The 16,486-nt window shown below is 37.0% G+C and carries 18 protein-coding genes, 2 tRNA genes and 1 pseudogene; 20 read left to right on the top strand and 1 reads right to left on the bottom strand.

The features are described 5' to 3' along the window. Positions 1–178 precede the first annotated feature (178 nt). From B5D25_RS10265 to B5D25_RS10185, 17 genes and pseudogenes are all read left to right on the top strand, one after another. On the top strand, positions 179–1,327 hold the full coding sequence (locus tag B5D25_RS10265; protein WP_159444150.1) for a DnaD domain protein: 1,149 nt from the start codon (positions 179–181) through the stop codon (positions 1,325–1,327). Continuing rightward, a complete protein-coding gene (locus B5D25_RS10260) occupies positions 1,327–2,346 on the top strand; it encodes an ATP-binding protein (RefSeq protein WP_078787876.1) in 1,020 nt (339 codons plus the stop codon). Before B5D25_RS10265 ends, B5D25_RS10260 begins: the two co-directional genes overlap by 1 nt. 60 nt (positions 2,347–2,406) lie before the next feature. Further along, on the top strand, positions 2,407–3,606 hold the full coding sequence (locus tag B5D25_RS10255; protein ID WP_078787875.1) for a ribose-phosphate pyrophosphokinase: 1,200 nt from the start codon (positions 2,407–2,409) through the stop codon (positions 3,604–3,606). A gap of 216 nt (positions 3,607–3,822) precedes the next feature. Next, complete coding sequence (locus tag B5D25_RS10250; protein ID WP_078787874.1) at positions 3,823–4,845, top strand: branched-chain amino acid aminotransferase; 1,023 nt, start codon at positions 3,823–3,825, stop codon at positions 4,843–4,845. A 170-nt stretch (positions 4,846–5,015) separates the two neighbouring features. Continuing rightward, complete coding sequence (locus B5D25_RS10245; RefSeq protein WP_078787873.1) at positions 5,016–5,783, top strand: ABC transporter permease; 768 nt, start codon at positions 5,016–5,018, stop codon at positions 5,781–5,783. 1 nt (position 5,784) lies between these two features. Continuing rightward, a complete protein-coding gene (locus B5D25_RS10240; RefSeq protein ID WP_078787872.1) occupies positions 5,785–6,528 on the top strand; it encodes an ABC transporter ATP-binding protein in 744 nt (247 codons plus the stop codon). A 33-nt stretch (positions 6,529–6,561) separates the two neighbouring features. Beyond that, positions 6,562–7,410 (top strand): pseudouridine synthase, encoded by an 849-nt coding sequence (locus B5D25_RS10235; RefSeq protein WP_341443641.1) that lies wholly within the window; start codon positions 6,562–6,564, stop codon positions 7,408–7,410. 115 nt (positions 7,411–7,525) lie between these two features. Then, entirely contained in the window at positions 7,526–8,875 is a 1,350-nt protein-coding gene (locus tag B5D25_RS10230; protein ID WP_078787870.1) for a carboxylesterase/lipase family protein, read from the top strand. A 278-nt stretch (positions 8,876–9,153) separates the two neighbouring features. Further along, positions 9,154–9,303 carry a 50S ribosomal protein L33 gene (gene rpmG / locus B5D25_RS10225; protein WP_078787869.1) on the top strand — a complete coding sequence of 50 codons (150 nt, stop codon included), beginning with the start codon at positions 9,154–9,156 and terminating at the stop codon, positions 9,301–9,303. A 25-nt stretch (positions 9,304–9,328) separates the two neighbouring features. After that, positions 9,329–9,541 (top strand): preprotein translocase subunit SecE, encoded by a 213-nt coding sequence (gene secE / locus B5D25_RS10220; RefSeq protein WP_078787868.1) that lies wholly within the window; start codon positions 9,329–9,331, stop codon positions 9,539–9,541. Positions 9,542–9,686: 145 nt separating this feature from the next. Next, positions 9,687–10,205: pseudogene (gene nusG, locus B5D25_RS10215) on the top strand (transcription termination/antitermination protein NusG); the annotation flags it as partial. A 79-nt stretch (positions 10,206–10,284) separates the two neighbouring features. Continuing rightward, a complete protein-coding gene (gene rplK, locus B5D25_RS10210) occupies positions 10,285–10,710 on the top strand; it encodes a 50S ribosomal protein L11 (RefSeq protein WP_078787866.1) in 426 nt (141 codons plus the stop codon). Positions 10,711–10,800: 90 nt separating this feature from the next. Beyond that, positions 10,801–11,496, top strand: a complete 696-nt coding sequence (gene rplA / locus B5D25_RS10205; RefSeq protein WP_078787865.1) for a 50S ribosomal protein L1 — start codon at positions 10,801–10,803, stop codon at positions 11,494–11,496. Positions 11,497–11,742: 246 nt separating this feature from the next. Next, positions 11,743–11,991: an acyl carrier protein gene (locus B5D25_RS10200; RefSeq protein WP_078787864.1), complete on the top strand. Its 249-nt coding sequence runs from the start codon at positions 11,743–11,745 to the stop codon at positions 11,989–11,991. 17 nt (positions 11,992–12,008) lie between these two features. Further along, positions 12,009–13,070, top strand: coding sequence for a hypothetical protein (locus tag B5D25_RS10195; RefSeq protein ID WP_078787863.1), 1,062 nt, complete (start codon positions 12,009–12,011; stop codon positions 13,068–13,070). A 326-nt stretch (positions 13,071–13,396) separates the two neighbouring features. Beyond that, complete coding sequence (locus B5D25_RS10190) at positions 13,397–14,056, top strand: 4'-phosphopantetheinyl transferase family protein (RefSeq protein WP_078787862.1); 660 nt, start codon at positions 13,397–13,399, stop codon at positions 14,054–14,056. A gap of 101 nt (positions 14,057–14,157) precedes the next feature. Next, the gene (locus tag B5D25_RS10185; protein WP_143000670.1) at positions 14,158–14,790 is read left to right on the top strand and encodes a DUF6709 family protein; all 633 of its coding nucleotides are present in this window, start codon (positions 14,158–14,160) and stop codon (positions 14,788–14,790) included. 19 nt (positions 14,791–14,809) lie between these two features. Here B5D25_RS10185 and B5D25_RS10180 read toward each other — a convergent pair. Further along, positions 14,810–14,883, bottom strand: a tRNA-Arg gene (locus tag B5D25_RS10180). Between the two features lie 181 nt (positions 14,884–15,064). Between B5D25_RS10180 and B5D25_RS10175 the strand changes: the two genes are divergently transcribed. The 3 genes from B5D25_RS10175 to B5D25_RS10165 all read left to right on the top strand — a co-directional run bounded on the left by B5D25_RS10175 (position 15,065) and on the right by B5D25_RS10165 (position 16,467). Next, a tRNA-Gln gene (locus B5D25_RS10175) sits at positions 15,065–15,137 on the top strand. An 85-nt stretch (positions 15,138–15,222) separates the two neighbouring features. After that, entirely contained in the window at positions 15,223–16,050 is an 828-nt protein-coding gene (locus B5D25_RS10170) for a CvfB family protein (protein ID WP_078787860.1), read from the top strand. A gap of 36 nt (positions 16,051–16,086) precedes the next feature. Continuing rightward, a complete protein-coding gene (locus B5D25_RS10165; RefSeq protein ID WP_090168665.1) occupies positions 16,087–16,467 on the top strand; it encodes a RidA family protein in 381 nt (126 codons plus the stop codon). Positions 16,468–16,486 lie beyond the last annotated feature (19 nt).

Below are 16,486 nucleotides of genomic sequence, written 5' to 3'. Positions count from 1 at the left end.
ACCTTGAGGCGTTTGGGGAACTTGCAAAAGGTTTTTGTTATGTTATACTTAAAACACTTTTTTCCGAGAATGTTTCGAAAATGCTGAAAATAAAGGCTTTTCATGAGGGGTATGATCATGAGATTCGAAACTGTAAAAGTTGGAAAAGTGATTATGACAAATGGAGAAGGCGTGGGAAATGAACATTACTATTTCAACAGAAAAGAAGGAAACATTTTCAGAAATATCGAATAATTTTATTGATTATTATATGGCGGACGCAAATGGTGACTTTGTAAAAGTGTACCTTTATCTTGTTCGTCTTTATTCATGTGGCAGACCGGTTTCGGTAAGTGATATTGCTGATTATTTCCAGTGTACAGATAAGGATGTTTGCAGGGCGATAAGGTATTGGATCAGTCAAGGGATTTTAAGTTTTACATATGATACAAAAGGAGCTATTACAGGAATAATCCTTAAGAATATAGAAGCTCCGGTTAAGATTCATGATGATGAAGAACTTGATTTTGCGGTATCAATGCTTGAGGAAGATAAAAACGTTGAGGAAAAGAAAGATAATGTCAGAAGTATAGACAGACATAATATCAGTGAGGTGGATCACATTTCCGGAGGCGTTGAAGAGGAAGAAGTTTCGGTTCCTGAAAAGAAGAAACTTAATGCCAAGGATATCAATAACAAACTGACAGATGAAGCATTTAGAGACATTATGGGCCAGGCTGAAGCATATTTTAACAGAGAACTCGCTCAGTCCGATGTAAATATGCTTATATATATATTTGATGAATTAAAACTTCCTGTAGATGTGATAGAATATCTTTTAGAGCACTGTGCAACTATAGGAAAGACTAAGGCATCATACGTTGAGAAGGTTGCTATTGACTGGTACGGAAAAGGCTTCAAGAATAGAGAAGAAGCTAAGACATATACGGATTCATTTAATTCGCTGTACAGAAGAATTTTTAAGGAACTGGGAATTGCCAACAGAGTTGTTCCTACTCCTTCAGAGATAAAGTTTATAAAAGTATGGCAGAGTGAATTTGGGTTTGATGAAGAGATGATCGCGGCAGCATGCAGCAGAGCTATCATATCGAGACCTAATTCTGCATCATTTGCCTATGTAAATACCATCCTCGACAGATGGCGTAAAGAAGGAATCAAAACACCTAAGGATGTTGAGATATCTGATGAGAAATATACCAGAAGTAAGAAGAAGGCTGCAGGGTCAGAGACAAGACTCGGGACCTTTGGAAATTATAAACAGTCCAGCACGGATGATGAGTGGGATGAACTTACTGAGATGTATATTAAAGAGGTAAATAACAAATAATGAGTTATACTTTCGATATGGATGAAATCCTGAAAAAACTGGATAGAAGAAGGAATGACAGTGCAAGGGATCTTCGTGAAAGAAGAGAAGCGCTTTACGAAAAGCTTCCTGAGATAAAAGAGATTGACGATGAGCTTAGAAACGGCACTCTTATGGCTATTCGAAAGAAGGTTAAGGGAACCGGAAATGATATAGCATTCCTTGCGGAACTTGAAAAGAGAAATTCCGAACTGTCTGAGAAAAAGAAGAATATTCTTATCAAAAACGGTTATGATGAGAATTATCTTGAGAGAAGATATGTTTGTAATCTTTGTAAAGACGAAGGATATATCGGAAATGAAAAATGTAAATGCTTAAAACAGTTAATTGTTGAAGCGAGATATCTGGAGTCAAATATCAGTGACAGACTTGAGCAGGAGAATTTTTCAACTTTTGATATGAGTTATTACAGGCAAGAACGCCTTGAAGATGAAAAAGTTTCTCCATATGAAAATATACAGAATATTTTGGCTAAATCAAAAGAATTCATAAAAAAATTTGGTGATACAAGTCAAAATATCATAATTTTTGGTGAAACGGGCAGAGGAAAAACATTTTTAACAAATTGCATCGCAAAAGAAATACTTGACGAAGGGCACAGTGTGTTTTATCTTACAGCAGGGGGAATGGTTGAGGACGTAATCAACGGTTACCTCTTCAGAAGGAATGAAGAAGAGTATGATGATAAAGAGAAAAAAGCAAGATACGAATTTCTCTTTAATGCAGATCTTCTTATAATTGATGACCTGGGAACAGAATCGGTTAACAGACAAAGCGTAACTCAGTTATTCAGAGTTGTTAATGACAGGATTATTTCAGGTAAGTCGACTATCATTTCTTCTAATCTTGATATAAAAGGTATAAAAGAAAATTACACTGAGAGATTTGCGGGAAGAATAGCGGAGAATTATGATTTCTTCAATATCTTCGGAGCAAATATCAGGATGGTCAAAAAGAAACGTCTTCTTGAGAGGCACTGATTATCTCGGGAAGGTTTATAAATAAATAACCATATGTATTTTTAATTGGAGGATAAAAAAATGCCAGACGCAAGCAAACTCAGTACTATTCCTGTTGGACAGCTCGGACTTTTACCACTTGAAAGTTGTTGTAATTTAGGTAAGAAGGTAGATAAATATCTGGTTAAATGGAGAAAGGCAAGACTTGTTAAAGAGCCAAAGGAGAGTATTATCTTTGATGGTTATGAGCAGGAAACATTTCTTCTTAAGTCAGATTGTCCAAGATTTGCATCGGGAGAAGCAAAAGGAACTCTTAAGGGATCTATCCGTGGTAAAGATGTTTTCCTTATGGTAGATGTTGGGAATTACAGTATTGAATATAGTCAGTGCGGAATAGTTAAGCCAATGTCCCCTGATGATCATTTTCAGGATCTTAAGAGGATAATTGCTGCAATCGGAGGAAAGGCAAGAAGAATCAATGTTATCATGCCATTCCTTTATGAAAGCAGACAGCATAAGAGAACTAACCGTGAGTCACTTGACTGTGCGCTTGCACTTCAGGAGCTTGTAGGAATGGGCGTTGAAAATATCATTACTTTCGATGCACATGATCCTCGTGTTCAGAATGCTATACCGGTAAGTGGATTTGAAAATGTAATGCCAACATATCAGTTCATTAAATGTCTCCTTAAGACAACACCGGACCTTAAGCTTGATTCCGATCATCTTATGATCATAAGCCCTGATGAAGGCGCTATGCATAGAGCAATTTATTTTGCAAACCATTTTGGCGTTGATGTCGGAATGTTCTATAAGAGAAGAGATTATACAAGAGTTGTTAATGGTAAGAATCCTATCGTTGCACATGAATTCCTTGGTGATGATGTTGAAGGTAAGGATGTAATTATTATCGATGATATGATCGCTTCAGGTGAAAGTATGCTTGATGTTGCAAGAGAGCTTAAGAAGAGAAAGGCAAACAGAGTTTATTGTCTTGCTACTTTCGGTCTCTTCACTGCAGGTCTTGATGTATTCGATGCAGCTAAGAAGGAAGGAATCATTGAGAAAGTTATCACAACAAATGTAACTTATCAGAAACCTGAACTCTTTGAGCGTGACTGGTATGAATCAGCTGATATGAGCAAATATATCGCATATCTTATCGATCATATCAACCATGATGCAAGTATAAGCGATCTTCTTGATCAGTCAGAAAGAATTCAGGCTCGTATCTCTGAATATAAAGAGAAGCATACTATTTCAGATAACTACGAAGCATAATAGATAATATACCGCAAGCTTAATTTTATTAAGAAAATCAGAAAAATGTGATGAAATTTTAGGCTAAAATCAGCTTTTTGATAAATATTATCGCTTTTTCCTTGACTGACAAAAAAATGAGCATATAATAAGCAGTATATTGTATTTCAATAGATTACTCATATCCGACGGATTTTAAAGGATGTGAGAATGATTTCAGATTGGAGATGAACTGAGATGGAAAAGAAGGACATTGATTGGGGAAGCCTTGGATTTGGCTACGTTCAAACAGATAAGAGTTATGTTTCGAATTTCAAAGACGGTAAATGGGATGATGGTGTTCTTACACCTGATCATACAATTACAATGAGTGAATGTGCATGTGTACTTCATTATTCACAGTCTTGTTTCGAAGGACTTAAGGCATATACAACAGAAGACGGACATATCGTTACATTCCGTCCTGACCTTAATGCAGAAAGAATGATGGATACATGTAAGAGACTTGAGATGGCTGTCTTCCCTAAGGAGAGATTTATTCAGGCAGTAGTTGATGTTGTTAAGGCTAATACTGCATGGGTACCTCCATATGGTTCAGGAGCAACTCTTTATATCAGACCTTTCATGTTTGGATCAAACTCAGTTATAGGTGTTAAGCCGGCTGATGAATATCAGTTTAGAATACTCACAACTCCTGTAGGTCCTTATTTCAAGGGCGGCGCTAAGCCAATCTATATCAGAGTTAGTGATTTCGACAGAGCAGCTCCTCACGGAACAGGACATATCAAAGCAGGACTTAATTATGCAATGAGTCTTCATGCTATCGTTGATGCTCATCAGAAGGGATTCGATGAGAATATGTATCTTGATCCTGCAACCAGAACAAAGGTTGAAGAGACAGGTGGAGCAAATATGATATTTATTCAGGGCAATAAATTCATTACTCCAAAGTCAAACAGTATCCTTCCATCAGTAACACGTCGTTCACTCGAAGTTGTTGCTAAGGATTATCTTGGAATGGAAGTTGAAGAAAGAGAAGTTTATCTTGATGAACTTTCAAGCTTCGATGAGTGTGGTCTTTGCGGTACAGCTGCAGTAATCTCACCTGTTGGTAAGATCAATGACCATGGTAAAGATATCTGTTTCCCAAGCGGAATGGAAGAGATGGGACCTAAGACTAAGAAACTTTATGATACACTTACAGGAATTCAGATGGGTAGAATCGAAGCTCCTGAAGGATGGATCAAAGTTATTGAGTAATCACAAAATCATAAAAGACAGTACTTATTTGTATAAGTAATATGTTTATAAATATCGAAACGGAAGATCTTGATTTAAAGGATCTTCCGTTTTGGTTTTGTTGACAAAATAAGGTTTAATCTATACTATTATCATGTGCAAATGCATTGATAAAACGGAGGCGCTTAAGGATGAAACAAAGCTTTAGCCAGAATATGTTCATATTGAAAGAACTGGTCATAAAAGGTATAAGGCTGAAATACAGAAGATCATATCTTGGAATATTATGGTCTCTTATTGAACCGCTTTTGACAATGATAGTACTCACTGTTGTTTTTGGTACATTAATGGGAGTGCATGATAAGACATTTCCTGTATTTATTCTTACAGGCAGACTCCTTTTCGGTTGCTTTTCCCAGACAACCAATAATTCATTAAAATCAATCAGGGCAAATGCTCCGATGATCAAAAAAGTCTATGTTTTAAAGATTCTTTATCCGCTTTCGGGAATAATCTTTAATTATATTATTTTCATGATATCACTTGTGGTACTTGCGATTGTGGCAGTTGTGCTCGGGGTTTATCCGACTGTATATTTACTGCAGATAATAGTGCCGCTCATCAATTTATTTTTATTATGTACAGGCGTGGGACTTATATTATCCACCATCGGTGTTTTCTTCAGAGATATGGAATACCTCTGGAATGTACTTCTTATGCTTGTGATGTATACCTGCGCTATATTCTATAAGCCGGAAAGACTTTTGAAGAGCAGGTACGGAATTGTACTTAAAGGCAATCCGCTTTATTGTGTTATTTCAAATTTCAGAAGCTGCATTTTTGGAGAGGTTATGAATTATAAATATCTGATATATTCATTTTCTTTCAGCGTTGTATGCATAATAATCGGATTTGTTATGTTTAAAAAGTGTGAGGACAGATTTATTCTGAATATTTAAAATGGCTGAGAATGATGTTTTAAAACTAAATAACGTTGGGATGAAATTCAATCTCAGCAAAGAAAAAGTGGATAGTCTCAAAGAATATTTTATAAAGCTTTTAAAGGGACAACTAAGATATGATGAGTTCTGGGCTTTAAAAGACATTTCTTTCAGTGTCGGAGCCGGAGACAGATTAGGAATACTGGGGCTGAATGGTGCTGGAAAAAGTACACTGCTTAAAGTGGTTGCCGGAGTATTTAAGCCTACAAACGGCACTGTGGAAAGACAGGGCGTAATAGCACCTTTGATCGAACTCGGAGCCGGATTTGATCCGCAGTATACCGGTCGTGAGAATATATACCTTTACGGCGCAGTGCTTGGATACAGACATAAGGTGATTGATGAGAAACTTCAGGAAATAATAGATTTTTCTGAATTAAAAGATTTTATCGATGTGCCTCTGAAGAATTATTCTTCCGGAATGAAGGCGCGACTTGGATTCGCCATAGCGACCATTGTTGAACCGGACATCCTTATTCTTGATGAGGTTCTTTCTGTCGGAGATGCAAAATTTCGTAAGAAGAGTGAAGCGAAGCTTATGAAACTTATAGATAAAGGCATTACGGTACTGTTTGTCTCACATAACACAGATCAGGTAAGAAAGATCTGCAATAAGGCCATGATACTTGAAAAAGGAAAAGTTATTTCCTTTGGAGAAGTAAATGAAATTGCAGATATTTATGATAAAATGACGGACAAATAATTATTTTATTATTGTTATTCAGAGGATAGAATTTTGATCAGATTAGATAAATTTCTGGCCGACACAGGATATGGAACAAGAAGTAAGACAAAGCAGCTTGTTCGTTCCGGTGCGGTTCTTATAAATGGCGAAAAAGCGTCTTCTTCGGATGTTAAGATCAATCCGGAATCGGATATTGTCACAGTCAACGGCAAGACAGCCGCATATGAAGAATTTGAATATTATATGCTGAATAAGCCGGCAGGCGTTATTTCCGCAAGTACCGACAGGGTTGAAAAAACGGTTGTCGACCTTATTACCGAAAAGAAAAGAAGAGACTTGTTCCCTGTGGGACGTCTTGACCGTGATACTGAAGGGCTTCTTATTATAACCAATGACGGAATGCTGGCAAACAGACTTCTCGCTCCGGGAAAGCATGTTGATAAGGTCTATAAAGTTATTGTTACGGGACGACTTGATGAAGAGGATGTTGACGCCTTTAAAGAAGGGTTGGACATAGGTGACGAGAAATTAACAAAACCTGCAGTTCTTTCTATTATAAAAATTACTGAAGAATCAACAATTGATGAAACAACAATTGATGTAATAATTGCTGATGAAACAGCAGTTGATGAAACGATGGCTGAGGAAACAACAGTTGATGAAACAACAGTTGATGAAACGATGGCTGAGGATATAAGGGCGGAAGAAATAACGACTGAGGCAGAGGTAACGATAACCGAAGGACGTTTTCATCAGGTAAAAAGAATGTTTGAAGCAAGAGGTCATAAGGTTATATATCTTAAGAGGCTCAGCATGGGAAGACTTAAACTTGATGAAAGTCTTCCGACGGGAGAGTACAGAAAACTTACCGAAGAAGAGAAAAAAATGTTGTTAAACTAAAAATGATTGAAATAATCGGTATAGATTTATGAATATGCAGGGTTTCATTTTAGGTAATATTTTGTATCCTGTTAATTAGCGTTTTAAATAAAAGCAGGTTTGGAGGATTACTAGCATGTTGAGAGAAGTGAAGGTAGAAAACGGAAAATTAAAGGGACTTCCGTCAGCAGATCCGAGAGTTACTGTTTTTAAAGGGGTTCCGTATGCAGCGCCTCCTGTAGGAAAGAATCGTTGGAGAGCACCGCAGCCTTGCGAGGATTGGGATGATGTTTACCTTGCCTATGAGTTTGCACCTATTTCCGTTCAGGACCAGCCGGGCGTTGGTGATGATGTTTATTGTAAAGAATGGCACGTTGATCCGGATATTCCGATGGATGAAGATTGTCTTTACTTAAATGTATGGACACCGGCAAAACGTACTGATGAAAAGCTTCCTGTACTTGTATGGTTTTTCGGCGGAGCGTTTCAGTGGGGATATACTCCTGAAATGGAATTCGATGGAGAACGTCTTGCAAGAAGAGGAATTATAGTCGTAAGTGTTAATTACAGACTTGCATTAATGGGCTTTATGGCTCATCCGGAGATCACAAAGGAAAATCCTGATGCTCCTGCAAACTTTGGTCTTCTTGATCAGCAGGCAGGACTTAAATGGGTATACAGAAATATTGCCGCATTTGGTGGTGATCCGGAAAAGATTACTATAGCAGGTCAGTCAGCGGGCGGAGCAAGTACAATGCAACAACTGACTTGTCCGGAGAATAAAGATATTGTTAAAGGAGCTGCTATTTTCAGCGGAATGATAAGAATTGATGATGAGGAAGGAGATATCTTCAATCCTATCGATCTTGCCGAGGCTGAAAGAAGAGGAGAAGCCTTTTTCAAATATATTGGCGTGAACAGCCTTGAAGAAGCCAGAAAGATCGATGCTATAAAGCTTCGAGATCTTTACGGCGAATATTCAAAAGACGGAATGAAACTTAAAATGTTCCCGATTGATGACGGAATTCATTTTAAGAAAGATCCTCTTACAAATGTTATTGAAGGAAGTTATCCGAATGTTCCTATAATAACAGGTTATACAAGTGACGAGTTTACATTTGGTGGTGTAAATGCTGTTGAGAAGACAGTTAAGGAGTCATGCAAAAAACTTATCGAGAATGATAAGAAGAATGGCGTAGACAGAAAAGTCTATACATATTGCTTTGACCCAAGTATTCCGGGTGAAGATAATCCGGGAACATTCCATTCGGTAGATCTTTGGTTCTGGTTTGAAAGTATAAGTAAATGCTGGAGACCATTTAAGGGACATCATTTCGATCTGGCAAGACATATGTGTAATTATCTCGCGGATTTTGTTAAGACAGGAGATCCAAATGGTGTTGACGCTGATGGCGTGAAGATGCCTGAGTGGGAAAATTACGATTCTGATAAGCAGAATATTTTCGTGTTTAAGGATAATAAATAAGTATATACAGAGTTTTCATCATAAATGCAAAAAGCCCTATTGACTTTAAACAATTCGTATGTTACGATATGCGATGCGTAAGCCTCTAGGGCTTTTTTTGTTGTGCTACCATCAAAAAGAGGTTGGCTTACCGGTACTTCCCGGATATATCCCAACAATATGCGGGAAAGTAATTGTATATAGTCCACTAACAGACGTGTTGAAAACAGTGGATTTACCCGTATCATACAGTTACAAATCTTAGTTGTAATTTAGTAGATAAGATGGAGGTATAAGTCATGCGTGTTAAGATTACATTGGCATGTCAGGAATGCAAACAGCGTAATTACAATATGACAAAGGAGAAGAAGAACCACCCGGATAGACTTGAGACTAAGAAGTATTGTAAATTCTGCAAGGCGCATACATTACACAAGGAAACAAAGTAATTAATTTTACGGATCGGAGTTAAGTATGGCAGATAAAAAGCAAGAAACACCTGCTCTTAAGAGAAGCTGGTTTCAGGAACTCAAGGGTGAATTTGGTAAGATTACCTGGCCAACTAAGAAGAATCTTTTCAGACAGTCTATAGCAGTTATTGTTTCAGCTGTTCTGATCGGTTTAATGATTGTTGGTATAGATTATCTTATTAAATATGGATTAGGTTTCATACTTGTAGGACGGTGATAAAATGTCAGAAATTAATGAAGAAGCAGTAGATAATGTTGAAGTAGATAATACTGATGCAGTAAATGCTGAAGCTGAAAATGTTTCAGAAAATGCTGAGACGGTTGAAAAGACTACACCTACAAGCTTTAAACAGGTTGAAGATACAGAACCGCATTGGTATGTAGTTCACACCTATTCCGGTTACGAGAATAAAGTTAAGGCAGATATCGAGAAGACCATTGAGAACAGAAAACTTCAGGGACAGATGCTTGAAGTTATGGTTCCTCTTCAGGATGTTGTCGAGACAAAAAATGGTGTGAAGAAAACCGTTTCCAAAAAGATGTTCCCAGGTTATGTATTGGTACATATGATAAAGAATGACGTAACATGGTATGTTGTTCGTAATACCAGAGGAGTTACAGGATTTGTTGGACCTGGATCAGAACCGGTTCCTTTAACAGAAGCAGAGATGAAGAAGCTTGGTGTTAAGATTCCTAACCAGGTTATCGATATTGATGTAGAACTTGGCGACTATATTAAGGTCGTTTCAGGTGCATGGGAAGGAACAGACGGCAAGATTAAAGATATCAATGCCGGCAAGCAGACTGTTACTATTGATGTTGATATATTCGGAAGAACAACATCTGTTGAGATCAGTCTGACAGATATTGAAAAACTGTAAAGATAGCCTTTAAAAAGGCATAAAATGTGGAAGGGATGCAGAGCATTCCGTTAATACCACTTATAGGAGGTACGCTAAAATGGCGAAGAAAGTAACAGGATACATTAAATTACAGATACCTGCAGGCAAGGCAACTCCTGCACCACCTGTTGGACCTGCACTTGGTCAGCATGGTGTAAATATCGTTCAGTTCACAAAGGAATTCAATGCAAAGACTGCTGATATGGGCGATACAATTATTCCGGTTGTTATAACAGTTTATGCTGATAGAAGCTTCAGCTTCATCACAAAGACTCCACCGGCTGCTGTTCTTCTTAAGAAGGCATGTAATCTTAAGACAGCTTCCGGAAAGCCGAATAAGGACAAGGTTGCCAAGATTTCTAAGGATAAGATTAGAGAAATCGCTGAACTTAAAATGCCTGATCTGAACGCTGGATCAATCGAGGCTGCTATGAGCATGATCGCTGGTACTGCTCGTTCGATGGGTATTGTTGTTGAGGACTAATCGTTATTCGATCTGATTAATGTCAGAAGAATTATATTATAGAGTGGAAGAGAGTTTTCTCTCGATAAAACCACAGGAGGATTATTCATAATGAAAAAAGGTAAAAGATATCAGGAAGCTGTAAAGCTTGTAGAAAAGAGTAAATTATACGATCTTGGTGATGCTGTAGCAATCCTTAAGAAGTCAGCAAGCGCTAAGTTCGATGAGACTATTGAAGCTCATATCAGACTTGGTGTAGACGGACGTCACGCTGATCAGCAGGTAAGAGGTGCTGTAGTTCTCCCTCACGGAACAGGTAAGACTGTTAAGGTTCTTGTTTTCGCTAAGGGTGATAATGTAGATAAGGCACTTGCAGCCGGCGCTGATTATGCTGGTGGTGATGAGCTCGTTCCAAAGATCCAGAACGAAGGATGGCTTGATTTCGATGTTGTAATCGCTACTCCTGACATGATGGGTGTTGTTGGACGTCTCGGACGTGTTCTCGGACCTAAGGGATTAATGCCAAACCCTAAGGCTGGAACAGTTACAATGGACGTTGTTAAGGCTATCGAAGATGTTAAGGCTGGTAAGATCGAGTACAGACTTGATAAGGCTAACATCATTCACGTTCCAGTTGGAAAGGCTTCATTCTCAGAAGAGAATATCGCTGATAACTTCAACGCTCTTATGAACGCAGTTATCAAGGCTAAGCCTGCAGCTGCTAAGGGACAGTACCTTAAGAGTGTTACAATCACATCTACAATGGGTCCTGGAATCAAGCTTAATCCTATTAAGTTTGGTGAATAATGTATTCATTTATATAAATATTAACCGCATCTCGCAAGGGATGCGGTTTTTTATGTGATTTTAAAGTGGAAGTAGTTGTGTGGAGAGGCTTTAAAGCGGAACTTGTCCTTCAATATGTTTATATTCTTGATTTTTATGTATGAATTTAGTACAATATTTGTATATAAAATTGTGAATTATGTTAAAAAATGGGGCTGGAGTTACGGACTTTTAAGATTAAACTTTATAACAAAGGGGAGCGTATAAATGGATAAAGATCAAATCGAAAAGAAGCTTGCGGATCTTATTACTGAGGTTATGCCGGAAGTAGAGGAAGTTGACTATAATGCATTAATAGAGCAGGAATATGGCGTTAATTCTGTATCTATTATAAGATTGATCGTTGAAACAGAAAATGAGTTCAATGTTAAGTTTACTGATTATGAACTCGCGCTTGATAATTATGCAACATTTATGGATCTCGTAGACCGTATTTATGAGAAACTTGATGTTTGATCGGAGGAGGGAAGATTATGGCAAATATAAAGAAATTACCGGTTACTTATCCGATGATCACTTCGTGGCAGTGGCATGCTACATTATTTTCAATACTTTCAAATGATGATAATGCAAAGAAATGGATATTCAGTAACTATATTCAGTTAAGATGTTACAATATCCAGGAGATATTTACAGGCGATGAGATGCTTTTGGCTGACATTATGCCGGGAAGCAGTTCTCTTACCGAATGCCCATATCTTATAACATCCATCATGACAAATAAGCAGATTGAAAGCTATACAGGAAATATTCTTGATTTCATTATTAAAACGATCGATCTTGATGGATATGTTTATGGTGTATTTGATGAAGCGAAGATAATCAGTGATTTTGATACAGATTATAAGTTCCCTCATGAGCTGTTCATTTATGGCTATAATTTGGATGAGGAGATCTTCTACGTAGGCGATTTTACATTTAAAGATCATTATTCATATAATACAGTATCCTTTAAGGATGTTGAGAAGGGTTATGAAGTTATTTCGGCTCCTGATGATCATATGTTTAAAGATGATTATAAGGGAACGAGAGGGCTGTATGTAATATTTAAGAATACAGACACGCCTTACTATGAGATCGACTTAAGATTCATCAGAGACACATTAAGAGAATATCTTAATTCTGTTGATACAAAGGATCATTACAGAATGATGCGTAACAGATTCAATGATACGACATTCGGTATCAATGTATATGACAGAGTTCTTGAGAGAATAAAATATCAGATGTCGCTCCCTGAACCGGATTTTGATATCAGAGCGCTTCATCTTATGTATGATCATAAGGTTCTTATGTTTGAGAGAATAAGATATCTTATGGCACAGGGGCACTTGAAATATAACGAAGATCTTATTCTTGGTTATAAAACTGTTGTGAGAAATATGCTCACAGCCAGAAATCTTCTTATAAAGATTTCTATTAACGGAAATATATCAGAGTCTGAAAAGATTAAGTCATATTTTGAAATGGCTAAGGAGAAAGAGTTGGGAGTTCTCCTTGAAGTTCTTGCGGAACTTGATAATAAACTGAATTAATTTTGAAAGACATATTGTGAGCCGGTGTTAACATCCGGCTCGTAATTTATATGGGACTATTATCTGATCGTTTTGTATATAACAGTAAATGAGATGCTGTTGAAAATTGAAATACAGGGTGTTTGACTGCAGACACAATTTGGTTGCATGGGGGTATGATTATGGTAGGATATGGATTGCAGAGGCATATAGTTGCAGGGATATTTGATGGGAAGCACACGACTTCAGTCGTGTGAGGTTTCACTGTGAAAATACGGTAATTAATGAATATGTTATTGTAAAAAATGTGGATTTACAGAAATATAAGTTTGTGAAAAAATAGAAGCATGGAAATATATATTTATAAAATAGAATTTGATCATATAAAAGAAAATGAAGAAAGGCTTCTGCAGGAACTCGGTGAATGGAGAAGAGGGAAAGCCAAAAGGATGAAGGAGGGCAGTGATGCCAGAATTACCTCAATAGCTGCAGGTCTTTTGATAGATAAGATACTGAAAGAAAAACTCGGAAGCGATTATGCAGAAGATGATATCATATTTAATTCTTTCGGGAAGCCGGGACATAAGGATATATTTTTCAATATTTCCCACTCAGGGGACTACATAGTTATGGTTGTCGGAGCTGCGAATATAGGCATAGATATTGAATATAAAGATGATAAAGACTTTAAGATCTCGGGGAGATTTTTCACGAAGGAGGAAATTGAGATTGTAAAAAGTCAGGAAGATTTTCGACGCATATGGACCAAGAAAGAAAGTCTTATCAAATATCTTGGGACTGGAATGCATATACCTATTTCTGCATTTTCGGTCGAACCTGATGTAAAAGTTATGGTCGAGGAATATAAAGATTATTTCAACGGGAAGATATATTTCAGGATCTTTGATATTAAAGACGGGAACAGGAATTATTTTATATCGCTGTGTGCAGGTAATGACTCAGTTTTAGAAGGGGTTATTCTAAAAAAAATAGGGTGTTTACGGTAGGATAGAGTGTTATAATGATATAAAGTACAGTGATACTCCATTTGATATGTACACGGATGATGGTGGAAGTATCATAAATATAAATGATGGGAAATGAAAAAATGAGTGAAGAGAAGACCAAATTAAAAAAATATTATCGCGGAACATATTTGATTGGGTTTGCTGTTTTTTTGCTGATAGCAATACTGGTTTTTGTGTCTGATTTTGAGAGGATTTTCAGACTTGATAAAGATATAGAAGCAGATATGGTGAATAAAGGAAAAACTCCTATGAAGGGCGATTATGTTTCTATGGTCATAGATAAAGATACTTCGATACGTCCTTATGCAAATGCTAATTACAAGCTGTACGGTTTTATTCCATCCGGAAGAGTATATTATTATATTGTCCAGCTTGAGAATGGCAAATATATCTCAGTGTCGGTTAGGAAGAAACTTGCGAAGCAGCTTGATGATATAAAAGCCGGAAGAAGAAAAAAGGGTGTTACAGTTTACGGAGAGATTGATTCTCTTAATGAACAGATACTTGGCCATTATAATAATACTATAAGAGTTTATGGCCTTGATGATGAGGATGCAAATGGATTCTATACATTTACTATAGATACTACCGATAGATTGATCGTCGATTTGATCATAATTGTTATTTCGATAATTGCAGCAGTTGTATTTATGATATTCTTCGTAAAAGCAACAATAATTCGAAATAGTATAACAAAAAAGCAGGAACCATAAGGTTTCTGCTTTTTAAATGTGCGCGTTAGAGGATTCGAACCCCCGGCCTTTTGGTCCGTAGCCAAACGCTCTATCCAGCTGAGCTAAACGCGCAATTATAAGTTCATCGTTCGACGAACGTTTGAATTATAACAATTGATAATGGTTATGTCAAGATAAATTTGTAATTAAACCGGTATTATTTTATGTACAAAAAAAGAATTAAAAAAATATAAAAAAGTACTTGCATTTTTAAAAATCATATAATATAATGACATTCGTTGCTAAACAACATTGGGCTATCGCCAAATGGTAAGGCACTGGACTCTGACTCCAGCATTTTCAAGGTTCGAATCCTTGTAGCCCAGCTTTTTCCTCAGACGTTGTCTGAGGATTTTTTTTATGATATAGTAAGAGTGCTTGTTAACAAGGTACTGTTGAAAGGGAGATAATATGGTATTAGGAAGTTGGAATTCATTAAAAGTTATAAAGGATACGGAATTTGGTATTTATCTGTCAGATGGGACAGATGATGTTCTGCTTCCTATCAAACAGGTGCCCGAAGGAACAAATAAGGGGGATATGTTGGATGTGTTTATTTACAGAGATTCGTCGGATAGAATCATTTCAACTACCAACAAACCTTTAATAGAACTTGGGCAGATACGTAAACTCACTGTTAAAAATGTTACCGGTCACGGTGCATATCTTGATTGGGGACTTGAGAAAGATCTGCTTCTCCCGTTTAAAGAACAGACTTGTGAAGTAAAAGAAGGTAAGTCGTACCTTGTTCGACTTTATGAAGATAAAACACATAGACTTGCTGCATCCATGCGACTTTATGGTTATCTTGAGCCAAATGATAAATATGAAAAGGGCAGCCATATTACAGGAACTGTATATGAATACAGAAAAGGCATGGGAGCATTTGTGGCAATAGATGATAAATACTACGGACTGATTCATGAATCTGAGATATATACAAGAGTTGAGGTCGGTGACGAAGTTAATGCACGAGTTGTAAATAAGCGTCCTGACGGAAAGACAGATCTTGCTCTTCGCGAGAAGGGATATGTTCAGATGGAAGATGATGCTGAAATGGTATATGATGTCATAAAGAGTTATGGTGGTGTCCTTCCGTTTGATGATAAGGCTGATAAGGATCTTATCAAGACAGAATTCGGAATCAGCAAAAATGCATTCAAGAGAGCTGTCGGACGTCTCTATAAAGAGAGAAGGATTGAGATCAAAGAAGGAAAGATCATCATTACCGAGAATTAGCATGGAATAATTTTTTAAGATATAAAGGAGTACAATATTATGAAGGAAATAATCGCAACAGATAAGGCGCCGGCAGCAATCGGACCATATTCTCAGGCTGTAAAAGTTGGTAATCTTTTATTTACATCAGGTATGATTCCAATTAATCCTGAAACAAATACACTTGTTGAGGGTGGTATAGAAGTTCAGGCTGAGCAGGCATTTAAGAATATCAAGAATCTTCTTGAAGCTGCAGGTTCATCAGTAGATAAAGTTGTTAAGACTGTTGTATTTATTAAAGATATGAATGACTTTGCAAAGGTAAATGAAATCTACGCAAAGTATTTTACAGATAATTATCCTGCACGTTCATGTGTAGAAGTAGCAAGACTTCCAAAGGATGTTCTTATTGAAATTGAGGCAGTAGCTGAGGTTTAATCATTCCTCGTTTTGGTTT

Origin of the sequence: Eubacterium ruminantium (assembly GCF_900167085.1) — a bacterium.
In the GTDB taxonomy this organism is placed as follows: domain Bacteria; phylum Bacillota; class Clostridia; order Lachnospirales; family Lachnospiraceae; genus Eubacterium_Q; species Eubacterium_Q ruminantium.
Note: the sequence above shows the minus strand (reverse complement) of the source record. Positions and strands in the feature narration are given on the sequence as shown.